Annotated in this window: 10 protein-coding genes; 1 reads left to right on the top strand and 9 read right to left on the bottom strand. The window is 55.9% G+C overall.

Annotation, left to right across the window (positions count from 1 at the left end; all coding sequences use genetic code 11):
* Positions 1-357: 357 nt before the first annotated feature.
* The 5 genes from A7E78_RS09115 to A7E78_RS09095 all read right to left on the bottom strand — a co-directional run bounded on the left by A7E78_RS09115 (position 358) and on the right by A7E78_RS09095 (position 9,008).
* Positions 358-3,462: an efflux RND transporter permease subunit gene (locus A7E78_RS09115; RefSeq protein ID WP_072283925.1), complete on the bottom strand. Its 3,105-nt coding sequence runs from the start codon at positions 3,460-3,462 to the stop codon at positions 358-360.
* Positions 3,459-4,559 carry an efflux RND transporter periplasmic adaptor subunit gene (locus A7E78_RS09110; RefSeq protein ID WP_072283924.1) on the bottom strand — a complete coding sequence of 367 codons (1,101 nt, stop codon included), beginning with the start codon at positions 4,557-4,559 and terminating at the stop codon, positions 3,459-3,461. The genes A7E78_RS09115 and A7E78_RS09110 overlap by 4 nt, the downstream gene beginning before the upstream one ends.
* Positions 4,560-4,734: 175 nt before the next feature.
* A complete protein-coding gene (locus A7E78_RS09105) occupies positions 4,735-7,176 on the bottom strand; it encodes a TolC family protein (protein WP_072283923.1) in 2,442 nt (813 codons plus the stop codon).
* 62 nt (positions 7,177-7,238) lie between these two features.
* Positions 7,239-7,658, bottom strand: a complete 420-nt coding sequence (locus A7E78_RS09100) for a MarR family winged helix-turn-helix transcriptional regulator (protein ID WP_072283922.1) — start codon at positions 7,656-7,658, stop codon at positions 7,239-7,241.
* A 420-nt stretch (positions 7,659-8,078) separates the two neighbouring features.
* Positions 8,079-9,008 carry a PLP-dependent cysteine synthase family protein gene (locus A7E78_RS09095; protein ID WP_072283921.1) on the bottom strand — a complete coding sequence of 310 codons (930 nt, stop codon included), beginning with the start codon at positions 9,006-9,008 and terminating at the stop codon, positions 8,079-8,081.
* 29 nt (positions 9,009-9,037) lie between these two features.
* Here A7E78_RS09095 and A7E78_RS15060 point away from each other — a divergent pair, with 29 nt between their 5' ends.
* Entirely contained in the window at positions 9,038-9,190 is a 153-nt protein-coding gene (locus A7E78_RS15060) for a hypothetical protein (RefSeq protein ID WP_158516094.1), read from the top strand.
* A gap of 425 nt (positions 9,191-9,615) precedes the next feature.
* On the opposite strand, the gene A7E78_RS09090 is transcribed toward A7E78_RS15060, so the two are convergent.
* From A7E78_RS09090 to A7E78_RS09080, 4 genes are all read right to left on the bottom strand, one after another.
* Positions 9,616-11,457: a UbiD family decarboxylase gene (locus A7E78_RS09090; protein WP_072283920.1), complete on the bottom strand. Its 1,842-nt coding sequence runs from the start codon at positions 11,455-11,457 to the stop codon at positions 9,616-9,618.
* A gap of 354 nt (positions 11,458-11,811) precedes the next feature.
* Positions 11,812-12,834, bottom strand: coding sequence for an SHOCT domain-containing protein (locus A7E78_RS09085; RefSeq protein WP_072283919.1), 1,023 nt, complete (start codon positions 12,832-12,834; stop codon positions 11,812-11,814).
* 170 nt (positions 12,835-13,004) lie between these two features.
* Positions 13,005-13,175 (bottom strand): hypothetical protein, encoded by a 171-nt coding sequence (locus A7E78_RS15055; RefSeq protein ID WP_158516093.1) that lies wholly within the window; start codon positions 13,173-13,175, stop codon positions 13,005-13,007.
* 125 nt (positions 13,176-13,300) lie between these two features.
* Positions 13,301-14,566 carry a porin family protein gene (locus tag A7E78_RS09080; RefSeq protein ID WP_072283918.1) on the bottom strand — a complete coding sequence of 422 codons (1,266 nt, stop codon included), beginning with the start codon at positions 14,564-14,566 and terminating at the stop codon, positions 13,301-13,303.
* Between the last annotated feature and the right edge of the window lie 344 nt (positions 14,567-14,910).

Below are 14,910 nucleotides of genomic sequence, written 5' to 3'. Positions count from 1 at the left end.
AGTAGGCAAAAAGTGGCTGCCACTGCGTGGAGCATGCGTTCGCGTAGGTAAGGAGAAGGCTAATAGCCCTGCTGCCATTTACGGTAGCAGCAATTTCTTTGGGCGGCCCTTCCTTCAAAGGTTATTGCTAAAACGCTCGGTCTGCTTTTCTTGCCAACAGTGGTCGAAGGGGCTGCTGGGTTTAAAACCAACACCGTATATGAAATGCCGATATGTTGTCCTCTGTGGTTCCCGCTGAAAGGGAGACTAACCTTCTGAATGAGATTGCTCCTTATGAGAACAGGGCCCCGGCTGTTGCCGGGGCCCTGTCGTTTCGGAAATCTCTTTTATGGATACCTAAAAGGGAATCGCACCAAATCAGATCCGGCCGTCGGGCGACCGATAGGTAAAGTTACGAAAGTTGACCCGGAATAAGAGGCTGTAGAGTACCGGTACCAGGCCAAGGGTCAGAATGGTGGCAAACAGCAGACCAAAGATGATGGAGATAGCCATCGGCTCCCACATGGGCCCGCCGCTCAGCCACAGGGGCAAAAGGCCGCCCATGGTGGTGGCTGTGGTGAGCAGAATCGGCCGCAGGCGGCGCTGGGCCGATTCAAGAATTGCTGTGGCCGGGTCTTGGCCGTGCTCGTCGATTTCAATATTGATGCGATCGATCAGGACAATGGCGTTGTTGATGACGATACCGCACAGAGCAATGATGCCCAGCAGGGTCATAAAGCCAAAGTAGGAGCCGGTTACCAGGAGGCCGAAGGTTACTCCAATCATGCCCAGGGGGATGGTCAGTAGAATGATCAGCGGTCGGCGCAGCGAGTTGAACTGTCCAACCAGCAGCAACAAGATCAGTAATGTGGTCAAGGGCAGATTGACAGCGATCGATTTATTGGCTTTCCCGGAGGTTTCGATCTCGCCTCCGAGTTGGTATTTGTCGCCAAAGGGCCAATTGCGGCTTTGCTCTTTGAGCCAGCCATCGATTTGCTGACCGATGGCGATGGCATTGGCGCCGCTGTCGATGTTGGATTGCACGGTAATGGTCCGAACCCGGTCGCGGCGGATGATTTTTCCCGGCTGCCAGGCGATATTGATGTCGGCTACCTGTTTCAAAGGCACCGATTGGCCGGTCTGCTGCACGTAGATGTTATGGCTTTCCAGTTTGCCGATGTCTTTGCGATCTGCTGCTACTGAGCGCAGAGTGACGGGAATCAACTCGTCCTCTTCGCGATATTCGGTGGTTTGAATCCCGCTCAGAATCGTCTGCAGCGATACGGCGATGTCCCGACTGGTAAGACCGGCCCGCAACGCCCGTGGCTGATTGATCTGTACTACCAGCTTTTTAGTCCGGGCGCCCCAGTTGTCAGTGATATTGCGGCTGCCGGGAATATTGGCCAATTGCTCCTTGGTCTGTTGTGCCAGATCGAAAAGGCGGTCGGTATCCTTGCCCGAAAGTCGCACTTCCACGGGATTTTCGATGGGTGGGCCGAGAATCAGCGGGCGAATCTTGGGTGTCAGATCGGGAAAATTGTTCAGGCAGTAGCGTTCCAGGCGCGGAATCATCTCGGCCAGGTTGTGATCGCGGCTGCTGCCGTTGATGAGCATATAGGTGTATTCGGGGCTTGGTGCCTCGGGGGAGTAGGGCAGCATATAGCGGGGAGCACCGGAGCCGATGTAACTGACCCAACTGACCAGGCCTTCCTTGTCCTGTTTCGGATCGGCCATCATTTCTGCCTGCATGAAGTCTTCGATTTGCTGTACCACCGCTTCCATGCGTTTCAACGGGGTGCCGACGGGCAGGCGCAGTTCGGCGCTGAAGATCGGTTTGTTGTGGGGCGGAAAGAACATCTTCGGCACAAAACGGAAGCTGGCCATGGCCACCATAAAAATCAGGAGTACAGTGACCAGGGTAAGCAACCGGTTGCGTAGTATGAAAAGTAAGAAACCGCGATAGCGGCGATAAAAGGTATTGTTGTAGCTGCCCTGTTCGGTGTTCTTCTTGACCCGAATGAAATAGACGCAAAAGAGCGGGGTCATGGTCAGCGACAGGAGCCAGGACGAGAGCAGGGTGATGGTGACCACCTTAAACAGCGGGGCAGTGTATTCTCCCGTCGATGATTTGGCCAGATAGATGGGTAGAAACGCCGCGGCCGTGGTCAGGGAGGAGGTCAGCAGGGGAATTTTCAACTCCTGAGCCGACTCGATGGCCGCTTCGACGGCCGATTTGCCCTCGCCCATCAAAACCATGACCGATTCGGACATGACGATGGCGTTGTCGACCAGCATGCCCAGGGCGATGATCATGGCTGCCAGGGACATCTGGTCGATGCCGATGCCGAGCAGGCCCATCACCAGTAAAGCCATGATCATTGCCATGGGAATCAGGCTGGATACCGCCAGGCCGGTGCGCAACCCAAGAAAAATAAGCATCACCACCAGCACGATGACCATGGCCTGCAGCAGGTTGGTGACAAACTCGTCGACTTTGCGTTTCACGTGCTCGGGCTGAAAGGCCACGATGTCGAAATCGACGCCCACGGGATATGCCTGGCGGAAGCGTTCCAGAGCCCGTTTGACGTCATCGCCAAGGGCCAGCATGTCGCCACCTTCGCGCAGGTTAAGGGCCAGGGTTAAGGCCGGTTTACCTTTGTAGTGGACTCGGCTGGTCGGCGGGTCGATATAGTCGCGCCGAATGTCGACAATGTCTTCCAGGTAGACGACTCCATCCCGGCCGGGCAAGGTGATGACCGTACGCTTGAGGTCGGCCACCGAATCAAAGTTGCCGGTCGGCTCAAGGACGATCTGTTCCCGGTCGGTAAAGATTTCGCCACCGGGAATAATGATGTTGCGGGCTTCAAGAATGCCTTTGAGCTGAAAGGGGGATAGTCCAAGTTCCGCCAGTCGGGCGTTTTGATATTCGACAAAAATCCGTTCCTGCTGAATACCCTGAATGTCGACCTTGGCGATGTGTGGATTCAGCAATAGATCATTGCGGCAATCGTCAGCCATTTCCTTGAGTTCGGCATAGCTGAAATCTTCCCCACTGATGGCGACGATAATACCGAAGATGTCGCCGAACTCATCGTTGACAAAGGGGCCGACCACTTCGTCGGGAAGTTCGCCGGTAGCCCGGGTAACCTTGCGTCGCAGGTCGTCCCAGATAGGGCGCATCTCTTTGTGACGCTCAAGGATGTTGACCCAGATGACCGAAACGCCCGGTTTCGATTCGCTTTCGATGTAGTCGATCTGGGGGATTTCCTGTATGACCTTTTCCAGCTTGTCGGTAACCAGTTGCTCAACCCGCTCGGGGCTGGCTCCGGGGAAATACGTCAGCACCTGGGCCACTCGCACCACGAAACCGGGATCTTCGGCACGGGGCAGGGTGGAAAAATAGAACAGACCGGCCAGGGCGACAACCAGCAGGGCGACCAGAGTTACCCGGTTTTTTTCCAGAGCGGAGCGGGTCAGATTCATGGCTGTACCTCGTTGCCGGCGAGAATTTGAACCTGTTGTCCTTCGTGAATGCGACTGATACCGGCGGTAACGACCAGATCAGAGTCTTGCAGTCCGCTGAGAACTTCCAGACCCTCCGAGGTCAGTTCGCCCACCGTAACGGCCCGCCGATGAATGATCCCCAACCCGTCCTTGCCGGATTCGACCACAAAGGCGAAGCGCCCCTTGCGATCTTCACCGATAGCTTCTGGAACTACGAGAACCGGGTTGTTGTTGCCGGCTTTAGGCAAGAGGAAAATAATGGTCGCTGCCATGCCGGGACGGATCATCCCCGAGCTTTTCTCAAGTCGTACGGTGACTGGAAAGGTGGTCCCCTGGCCGGTGGCCGCGACGCCGACTTCGGTCACCGTGGCCGAAAACTTCCGTTCGGGCAAAGCGTCAAAGAAAACTTCGACGGACATCTTCTGTTTGATCTGGGTGATAAGGCTCTCCGGTACGGTGCAACCGACCTCGGTTAGGGCACCGGAGGTCAGCAGCGCCACCATCTGGCCAGCGGCGATGTTTTCGTTGATCTCGATGGGAACGCTGGCGATGGCGCCGGCGCTGGGGGCGGTAAGTCGGGTATAGGCCTGTTGGGAACGGGCCAGTTCCAGGCGTGTCTTGCTGGCCCGAACCTGCGCCTCGGCCGATTCGTTGGCGGCCCGGGCAGCATCCAGATCGTTGCGGGAAGCGTTGCGGTTTTCGTACAGCCCCCTCACCCGCTCGTAATTCGCTTCGGCGTTGCGGGCCTGGGCTCGCGCATTGGCCAGGGCCGCCTGCGCCTCCTGTACCTGAAGCCGATAGTCGGTGGCATCGAGGCGGGCGATCAGTTGACCTTTTTTGACCTTATCTCCAACCTGGACCGCCACTTCTTCTACGGCACCGGAGACCCGAAAACTGAGCCGTGATTCCACGCCCGCCTGGGCCATGCCGGAAAAGGTCCGTTTCAGCAGGCTGCTTCCCGGTTTGACTTTCTGATAACGGATCGGCCGGATTAGCTCCGGCTGCTGGGCGGGTTCACTTCCGCAGGCGAGCAGACACAGGGGCAGCAGTAACGCCAGCAGGTTGCGGCTTATCATGAGGTATGTCTCCTTGATGGCGTCGAAAAAATCTCCCCCTACTGCGTTGCAGCGTTTTTTCAGGACTTTGACATACTCTATGTATGCCTTCACCCCTGAAAAACCACTACGCCTTGTAGGGAAAAATTTTTACTTAGCCATTCCTATAAGTACTTGCTAAACATTTTTTGTTGGTTCAAGGGGCTGCAGTGTCATTTCGTCGCCAAAATTCTTCCAGGCGACCAAACCAGTCTTCCCTCTGTTGAGGGCCGAGGAAAAAATCGAAGCGACCGACGGCGCGCTGTACTTCCATCAGATCGATAAAAAAGTCATAGACTGCGCTGGCCGCCAGGCTATCGGCGACCAGCGCGGCATTTTGGGCATCGATCAATTCGATAACCGATACCAGGCCTCGGGAATAGGCATCCGTCACTAAATCGAGGTTTTTGCGGGCGGCTGTCGCCCCTTGACTCGATAAGCCGATAATCGTGTGAGAGGCCCGTGCGCGCTGTAATGCCGAGCGGATTCGCTGCTCAAAACGGTCTGAGAATGCCTGACGTTCGAGATAAAGCCGTGCCAGTTCTTCATTGGCCTGCTGCAACTCCCCAGTACGGGCTCCGCTGGTGAATAGCGGCAATGTCAGATTGAGACCGACACTCCAGTCGGTGTCGTTAGCCTGGGGTATCTCGATGGGCAGAAGGATGTCGGAGAAAGGTGAGTCAACCCCTGCACCCCCCTCGTAGAGTTGTTCGCTGAGGTCGGCTCGAAGGGAGACTTCCGGGGTCCAGAATGACCGCCGAGCTGCCAGACGGATACGTTCTTGAGCATCGATAGCCCGGTCGATACGCTTCAACTCCGGGATTTCGGTCAACCCTTCCTCGACCATGAAGTCACGATAGCGGGTAAAGGCAGCCGGTGTGGACAGGTATGGTGCGAGGCGTTGATTGGAAACCAGAAACTCGGGGGCTCCAAGATCGATTTCCGCCGTGGTGAAGGCCTCTTCCGCAGGGCGTTGCAGCAGGCGGTTGAGGGCGATTTCAGCCAGGGAGCGCTGGGTTGCTGCCTGTACGACTGCTTTGCGGTCCCGTGCCAGCTGGCTCTCCCAACGGTAGACTTCGGCGGGCCCGCTAAATCCCACCGTCTGGCGACGACGGGCCAAGGTCAGATTTGACCGGGTCACTTGCAGATTATTGGACTGGATCGTTTGCAGAGTCTTGGCGCGCAGCACGTTGAGATAGCCGGTGGCGGCAGCCTGGACGATATCGAGGCGCAGTTGCCGGCGTTCCTGCAGCCTGGCCTCCTGCTGTTGTCCCTGCACATGGTAATTGGTCCGCCGTGCTTCCGAATAGAGGGATTGTTCCAATACCAGCGTCCCGGTTACCGACCGTTCGGCCTGTCTGCCGAAGCTGGCTTCCGCTCGATCTTCATCGAGGAGCAGACCGTTAGCGACAACCGCCAACTGAGGCAGCAGTGCGGCCCGAGCCTTGCGGACCTCGGCTTCGCCGGCGGCGATGCGACGATCGGCTGCCGCCAGGTCGAGATTAAGTTTCATGGCCTCATTGACGGTTTCCGCCAAGGTCAATATCCGGGTCGGACCATTGGTTTCTTCAGCGATCAGTTCCGCCTCAATAAGCTGCTCCCAGGTCGGGGAAAATCCGATGGCTCGGGCGGTGCGCATGTTGATGCTCAGACGGTCTTCCTGGGAAAAAAAGACCGGCAGCTTGCCCGGGTCTTTGCCCAGCAGGATGCTTTGGATGGTCAGGGCGGTGCGCCGGGCCAGGCGCGGAAAATCCGACTTCGGCGCGGCGCCGGCCAAGATGCCCTGCTGCACTTCGCTATGGCCGAAATAGGAAAAGCTCGGCAATCCCCGGGCCTTGAGTCCATCTATCAATATCTGAAGTTCAGTCTGTGGCAGGCGCAACAGGGGGGTGACGTAAACCGCATCGATATCTTTCGGCAGCGCCGCAAGGGCAGCCTGCGCTGAATAATCGACGGCGACAGAGGTCATTGCGATGCCTTTTCCGGCCAGGTTGGCAGCGAGTTCATCGGTGAGGGCGGGGATGGCATCGAGGTAAGGGCGATTAGTCAAGACCGCCAGGCGCTGAAAGGGCAGAAGCTCGCCAAATACCTGCATGTCCCGAAGTATCGGTGAGGGTGGGGCCAGATAACAAAAATTGCGGACTCCGCTGGCCGATTGCTGCAACGGATAGCCTTGGATGGCGCGGTCAACAGTGAAGGGTGCCACCGTCGGTTTGGGAAGCGGCCCGCGATGGGCCAGATCATGAGATGTCAGAACGCCGATGGCTAATAGCAGGTCGACTTCCGGATCCTTTAACAGCTTGTCGGCCACTCTTTTAACCCCGCTCATGGTCCAGTCGGCGGTGATTGTTTTGTCGTCAGGAAAGTTGACCGGGAATTCGCCGCTGGTCAGGGCAATAACCTCTGACTTGAACAGATCCAGCAGCGGGGCGTTTCCGGCCCAGGGGCCATCCAGGACGACGCCGATGCGCAGAGGGGCGGCGGCCGCCGGAAGAGCGACGAGCAGCAGAACCAGAAGGCAAGCTGCCAGAAAGAAAGAGCGTCCAGGGCGGCTGAAGAAAATTGGCACTGCCGTTTTGAACTTCGGTGGACTGGCCATGGCGAGCTATCCTTTCAGGGGGGGCTTTGGCAGTCTGCCAAGCTAATAAAATCAAAAAAGTATCAGTGCAGAGCCTTTTCCATCAATTCAAGCAACCGATTGAATTCGCTATCGGTCAGGCGTCCGTGAATGCCCTCGACGTATTCCCGCCGCGACTCTTCATAAGCGTCGGCCACCTGCTTGCCTTCTTCGGTCAGATGAATGTGGTAAACTCGCCGGTCTTTTTCCGATTGGCGTTTGTAGACGTAGCCCTGCTCGATCAACTTGTTGATAATCGAGGTGACCGCCGGTTTGCTCAGATTCAGGACCTGGGCCAGGCCGGTAAAGCTCAGGTCACCGTTCTGGTTGATGACGCTGATGTACTGAAACTGGGTCAGGTTGATTTCGGGAGCGCCGATTTTGCGCAATTTTTCTACCTTGGCGTTGACCAGTGCTTGACCGACGGTTTCGATGATGTCACTCATTCTCTTTTTTTTGGTCATAGCGGATGCCACCTTATTAGTTAGTTAGGTGAACGAATTATCTAACTAGTCGAGATGTTTGTCAATCGGGTTGTTGGTTGTTGCGGAAAATAATGCTGTTGGCGTCGCAAAAAGTCCGCCTTGCGGCGTTAGGGAGTTTTTTCTGGGCCTTGACATACTAGAGATATGCCTTCGTCCCTGAAAAAACACCAAGCCTTGGAGGTCGAAATTTTTGCATGACCGTCAATGTTGGTTGGTGGGGGCAGTGTTGATTCGAAGAGTTAGGGGGAGGGGCAGATATTTACCACGAAGATCACGAAGCACACGAAGAAAAGGCAAGCCGGTCTTGTGGTTACCTTCGTGCTCTTCGTGTCCTTCGTGGTGAAAGCTTTGGGCTTAAAGAAATATTGCTGAAAGACAGTTGCTGCTCTAAAGCCTGAATCAGGGCGGGCAGCAGGCGCAGGTGGAGCGGAACAGGGTGGTGCTCAGGTAGCGGTCGCCCCGGTCAGGCAGCAGGGTGACAATAGTCCCTTGATCCAGTTGCTTTGCCATGTGCAGAGCCCCGGCTACCGCCGCACCGCTCGACATGCCGGCAAAAACGCCTTCTTTGACGGCCAGTTGACGGGCTGTTTCAAAGGCCGTTTCGTCGTCGATGACGATTTTGCCGTCAAGTTGCGATTCTTTATAGATGGCAGGGACAATGGCTTCTTTCATGTTTTTCAGGCCCTGCACCTTGTGACCCAGAATTGGTTCGACGCCGATCACTTGAATGCGCGCATCCTTTTCCTTGAGGTAGCGGGTCATGCCCATCAGGGTGCCGGAGGTGCCCATGCCGGCGACGAACATGTCGATCTTGCCCTCGGTCTGGGCGTAAATTTCCGGACCGGTGGTGTAATAGTGGGAAAGGGGGTTGTTCTCGTTGGCGTACTGGTTTGGCATGTAATACTTGTCCGGTTCTTCGGCAAGAACCCGGTGCGCCATGCGGATGGCCCCATCTGTCGCTTCGGCCGCTGGCGACAAAATCACTTCTGCACCGTAGGCCTCAAGCACCGCCCGCCGTTCGCTGCTGACGCAGCCGGGCATGACCAATTTTACCCGGTAACCCTTGGCGGCACCGATCATGGCCAGAGCGATACCGGTATTTCCGGAGGTCGGCTCGAGAATGATTTTACCCGGTCGCAAAGCTCCCGATTCCTCAGCTTTTTGCAGCATAAAGCTGGCAGGCCGATCCTTAACGCTGCCGCCTGGATTGTTGCCTTCCAGCTTAGCAAGAATCCGAACCTTGGGGTTGTCGTGCATCTGGCTCAGTTCCACCAGCGGCGTATTGCCGATAGCGGACCACAGGCTGTGTTTGTTGTCGATGATTTTCATGGTTCTATCCTCGAGGCACGGCGAAAGCCATGTTGATTTATGATAACCGCGACATCTTACCCAAGGGGGAGGGAGAAGGCAACGGCGATTTTATTGCCGTGGTTTCAGTTGTTGTTGACTTTAAAGCCCAGCAGCCCCTTCGACCACTCCGCGAAAGTTGCAGTGTCGATTCCCCTGCGTAGAAACCTAAAAAGGGAACTCGCTTCCTGGTTACCTCCCCTGTGATTGGCCAGCGCACAGGCGGGAACAGCAGAAGGAGGCCTGATGACATTGCATATGCGTTGTTGGTTTTAAAACCCAACAGCCCCTTCGACCACTATTGGTAAGAGAAACAGATCGATCGTTTTAGTAACCAGCTTTCGGAAGAGGGGCCGGCCAAAGAAATTGAAGACTCGGTGAGATGTCTCAAGGTTTGTTAGCCTTCTCCGAACATTCGTGACAGCATGCCCCACGCAGTGGCAGCCATTTTTTGCATACTTTTTGTTGGCTTGGACAAAAAGTATGGCGGTTGGCGGGCCGCGACCCGCCGTTCATGGTTCATGGTTCATGGTTCATGGTTTATGGTTTATGGTTTATGGTTTGACGGCATCGGGCATACCGAATAACGTCAAATAACCCCATGCAGCGGTCCACCGGGCGCCCCAAGAGCATCCACCTTCTTTTCAATCACTGGATCATCTTCCAGTGCCGGCGCATGATGTCCCTTGCGCCGAGCATCGATCACCAATGATCCGCTACAACCCCAATGTTTAGAGACTGTATGCGCGCCGATACCGTAACTGTCGACAGCCGGATCGGAGCGGGTAAAGGTGGCCCAGAGAAAGTTGTTCAGATTCCGGGCGGTCCAGTCGCTGTCATCCGTCAATACGATCAGCGGAAAACCATTGATACTTTGCTCCGGGTCGATTGCGTTGCAAAAGGACTGTGCTGCTGTATCGGCCTCGCCGCGAGGGGCGTGGTGGGCTGGGGCCTCAATAACCAGAACTCCGGGCAGCACGATACGCGGCTTGCGGAACCCGGCCGGAAGAAAGAGGTCTCCAGGCAGTTCGCAAGGCAATTGCCGCTGCACCGGACCTGTTGCTGCGATCACCAGCTTGGAGCCTTGCTGAAACCCGCTGCCGGAATAGTCCAGAGTATCGATGGTAGTGCGGGTGTGAAAGTGCAGATCCCGTTGCCAGTCCACCCGTTCCAGCAGGTGACTGAAAAAAGCCGGCACATCATGAATGTCCAGCTGTGGGTTGTCCTGACCGGCTACGATGAACAGGTATTTGGCAAGGGAAAGTTGGCCGGTTCCAAGCAGGGCGCTGGCCTGGGTCAATAGCTCCTGCGGGGCCTGCTGTTCGGCGAAGGGAGCATAACGTTCGCTGCCGATGGCCAGCAACAGCGGATGGACACCTGCGGCGTCGACGGCATGTACCGCTTTTACGCCGGGCACTAATTCAGGGATCAGCGGTCCGGTCAGTTCGTGAATAAAGGCGCCGAAGGTGCTGTCTTCCTGGGGCGGTCGACCGACGCTGGTAAAGGGCCAGATGGCGCCGCGCCGATGCGTGACCCGGTCCACTGCCAGGACCGGAAAATCATGCTGCAGGCTGTAGTAGCCTAGATGGTCGCCAAAGGGTCCTTCCGGCAGGGTCTTGTTCGGGATTACCGTGCCGCTGATACAGAAGTCGACCTCGGCAGGCACCGGCAGTTGGCCGGGCTGACAGATCAGCGGAACTCGCCGTCCACCGAGCAGGCCGGCAAAGCAGAGCTCCGGCATGCCTTCGGGCAGGGGCATGACCGCTGCCATGGTCAGGGCCGGCGGACCGCCAATGAAGATGTTGACGCGGAAAGGCTTGCCTTGCTCCAAGGCTTCGGTGTGGTGGCAGCCGATGCCGCGGTGGATCTGGTAGTGGAGGCCGACCTCTTCGTTGGGGCGGTATTGGTTGCCGGCCAGTTGCACGCGATACATGCCGAGATTGGAATGGCGCCAACCGGGTCGGCTGACGCTTTCCGAATAGACCTGTGGCAGGGTGATAAAGGGCCCGCCGTCCTTGGGCCACGATACGAGCTGGGGTAGATTCTCAATGCGGGTTTGGCAGTCGAGTGCCGGCCCCCTGGATACTTTGCGAGGCAGCAGGTTGAGGGTGCCTCGCAGGGTCCCGGGCCAAGCTGCCGGGGATTTCATCAGCCGCATTGGGTCGGTTTTCAGGGACAGAAGGTGCAGAACCGCTGGCAGGGTGTCGCGAAATAGAAACCGAGTTCTCTCCAGGGTGCCGAACAGATTTCCGAGCATGGGGAAAGAGCAGCCTTTGACCCGGGTAAAGAGCAGGGCCGGGCCGCCAGATTGATAGACCCGGCGCTGTACGGCGGCGATCTCCAGATTGGCGTCGAGCTCGGTGTCGATGCGGATCAGTTGGCCGGTTTTTTCCAGATCGTACACGCATTCGGAGAGATTTCTGTAGCCCATGGGTTGATTCCTGTTGAAGGTCTAGGCAATTTACCGCGGAGAACGATTAGATTTCCTCTTCGACCTTTTTGTGCTTTTAGGCCCTTGTGGCAAAAAAGCTGAATCTAAAAGCTTGAACCACGAAGGACACGAAGATCACGAAGAAGTGCCAACAAAACAAGCCCTTATGGTTTTGTCCTTCGTGGACTTCGTGATCTTCGTGGTAAAAATTCAATTTGATAGTCCAATTGCATCAGTTCGCCGGCTTTCGAAGGATTGAGGAAACTTAAGATCGGTGCAGGACAAGACAAGTTTAATACAGAAAAGGGGGCAAAAGCCCCCTTTTCCTTGATCTCAATTGCTCGATGAAGACGATCAGATGCTGTCGAGGATTTCCTGCTTCTTGGCGCGGAATTCCTGCTCGTTGATCAGGCCCTTGGACTTCAGTCGCTGCAGAATCTGCAGGCGCTGCTCGATCTTATCTATACCGGCCGGTGCGGCAGGTGCAGGGGCGGCAACAGGGGCAGGTGCGCTGGCTGCGGGAGCCTGCTTCATCTGCTCGATGGTTTGCTTCATTTCCTGCAATTCGCTACGCAGCTTCTGTTGTTCAACTTCAAGCTGTGCGCTTTCTTCTCGTACTTGGCTGGCTTCGCGGAAGGCTTCCTTGGCGGTTTCCTTGGCTTCCTTTTTCTCAGCCATGGCGGATTTCCAGAGTTCCGGGTCGGTATTCAGTACCAGCCAGTCGTGGCGCTCGCGGCCGTCGATGGTTTTTGTTTCCAGGCCCGCCTCGGGCATTACCTGCCAGGTCTTGATTATTCTTCGAGGATTCGGCGGAGTGTATTTACGAGTTCCGGGGACGAGGGGGTACAGGCGGCGTTCGGTGTTTTCAATGTACTCTTCATGCAGGGTGCCGATAATCAGGTTGAACTGACCATTTTCAACAAAGACGCGATAGGTGGAGACGGCACGGTCTGAGTTGAAAGAGATAAAATCACGGTGAATGCCGGTAATGGCGAAGGTCACATCTTCGCGGGGACCGGCCTGGGCCAGGCCACTACTAATAGCTTCGCCCAGAATCTCCAGTTCCTTGAAGGTGAAGACTGACACTGGCTTTTCATTGCCCTCAAATTGCACATTCAGCGAGCCGAGCATGTTCTGAATTTGTTCGGTGGAGAGATTCGCCGGGTGATCATTGGCAGGGGGCGTGGTATTGCCGCGGTCTTGAGATTCAATGCGTACAAATTGGTCGCGGTGCTTCCAGATAACAGAGCTGATTTCAGCCTTGTTGCCACCCAGCAGGGTGGCTCCGCAGCCAGAAAGGATCAGAGCCAGAACAGCGGCCAGAATCGTGCGCCCGTACAGCGCCTTACACTTGCCAAAAACAGCCTTGCGCCCCATTGAGGTCTCCTTCGATTGAATTGAAATAGGTAGCGATCAGACAACTACAAGATAATAAGGTTGAACCCGTTGCAGGTCAAACAGTTTTTGGTTATTTCAGGGATGGTATCGACATAAAAAGCGGGCCGGTTTCCCGGCCCGCTTGATAAACACCTTATAGGTCAGCCTTATTAATGTCCGTGGGCCGACTCATAAGCGCTCATGCCTTCCTCTACGGTAAATTCCACACCGCAGGTCGTGCATTTGATCAGGGTCTTGTCGCTGGGCATCTTTTTGGCTGGCGTGCAACCAAATGCCGCGAGGGCCAGAACCAATGTTGTCAGTGCAACCAGTTTACGCATGATGGTCATCCTTTCGTTCGAGACTTTTGATTCAAACTGTCGGAATTACAGTAAGCATGGTTTCATGGTAACAGCTGATTTCCTGCTTGCAAGTCCCCTTCTGCTTCAAATATCAGCAGTGTTGTTTACCAGAGGAAGAAGGTGCCGACGGAGAACATTTCAGCGTTCCAGTCTTTGCCGTTCTGCCACTCATGCTCCAAGAAGCTGATTTCGCCTACGAGCTTGAGGTTGGAGGTGATGTCCTGGGTGACCATGAAGGTCAGCATGGACTGGGACTCGAGGAAGGCAGCGTCGTTATCTAGTCGATCGGTTTTATCAGCGTCGGTTTCGTCCATTTCGTTGGCGCCGTAGCTGACACCGAACTTGGTCTTGCCTTCGTTGGCCATGGTGTAGGTCAGCTGGGCGATGTAGCCCCAGGTTTCGCGTTCTTCGCCGGCTGCGTCAAGGGAGTCGGTGTCAAGCATGGTGGCAGTACCGAGGGCTTCACCGGTGAATATGGAGCCGGACAGTTCGAATCCACCCATGCCGGTTACGAAGCCGCCGCTGACGCCCCATGCGGTGACGTCGTCAGTGCCATCTGCTAATGCGGTAGTGAAGTCGGCTTCTTGCCACATGCCGTTGGTGTAAAGCTTGAGGGTGTTGCCGTTGCCGTAGGTACCGGCGTAGGACAGTTCACCTTCCACGCGGGGAAGTTTGGTTTCGCTGGCAGACACAGTGGTAACCAGGGTGCCATCGGCATTTTGTCCGCCGCCGCCACCATTGATAACGCTAGGGTCATAGAGGGCAACAGCTGCCTTAAAACCGCCCATGTCGGGGGTGGTATAGCGAATCTGGGCATTGAAGTTGGGGTAGAGGTAGCCGTAGCCGATGCGGCCGAGGGTTACACCCAGTCCGGCGTTGAGGGCGGTGCCGAGGCGGCCGGCGCCCATCAGGGTTTGCTCGGTAAGCAGGTTCTGGCCCATGAACAAGCTCAGGCCTTTACCGATCATGAATTGACCGAAGTCGCCGTCGATGGTGAAGAAGACTTCACGCAGGTCGATTTGGCTGTCGAAACGGGCGTTCTTGCCATTTTCGTGGGCGGACCCGGGGTAGAAGCCAACGCGGGCGCCCATGTCCAGGCCCTTCATGGTCGGGGCTTTGATGTTGAAGGCCAGGATGTTCGGCAAGAAACCGTTTTTGATACGGAAACCGTCCTGGTCAATGGCGTAGCCAGTATTGACACCGGCAGGGGTATCGTCGGCGCTCTGATAGGTGGCGAACAGGTTAACCATACCGTCGGTGCTGAAGGACCAGCCGTCTGCGCCGCCGATTACGATGGCTGCGGATGCGGTGGATGCGAAGAACATCATGGCCGCCAAAAGGGCCAGTACAGAAATCTTAGTAAATCTCATCTTGTGTAGCCTCCTGATTACATAGATATACACGGTTTGTCGAATGTGCAAGCGGTGGGATGGGTCGCCTGCAGAACTTCTTTCGAAGTCCGGTCCAAAAACCTCCATCTTTTTCTCTCTTTGCCGACTCTCGGGTGGGGAACTGTTCTGCTGAACTACCAGAAAAAGAGCTTGGGGGGCATCTTTTTCCCGGGTACGGCAGCTAGTCGAGATCAGTTCATACCAAAAGTCGCGGGTTCCCGGCCGGGGTGTGACACGGGAACCGGTTGGTCATTTTACGGAGTTTGCCTGTTTGGGTAGCGCACCTCCTTTCGGGAAAAGATTGCTTTGCATTTTATAAATAA

Origin of the sequence: Syntrophotalea acetylenivorans, assembly GCF_001887775.1 — a bacterium.
In the GTDB taxonomy this organism is placed as follows: Bacteria; Desulfobacterota; Desulfuromonadia; order Desulfuromonadales; family Syntrophotaleaceae; genus Syntrophotalea_A; species Syntrophotalea_A acetylenivorans.
The sequence above is the reverse complement of the archived record's forward strand: the minus strand, read 5'-3'. Positions and strand labels throughout refer to the sequence as shown.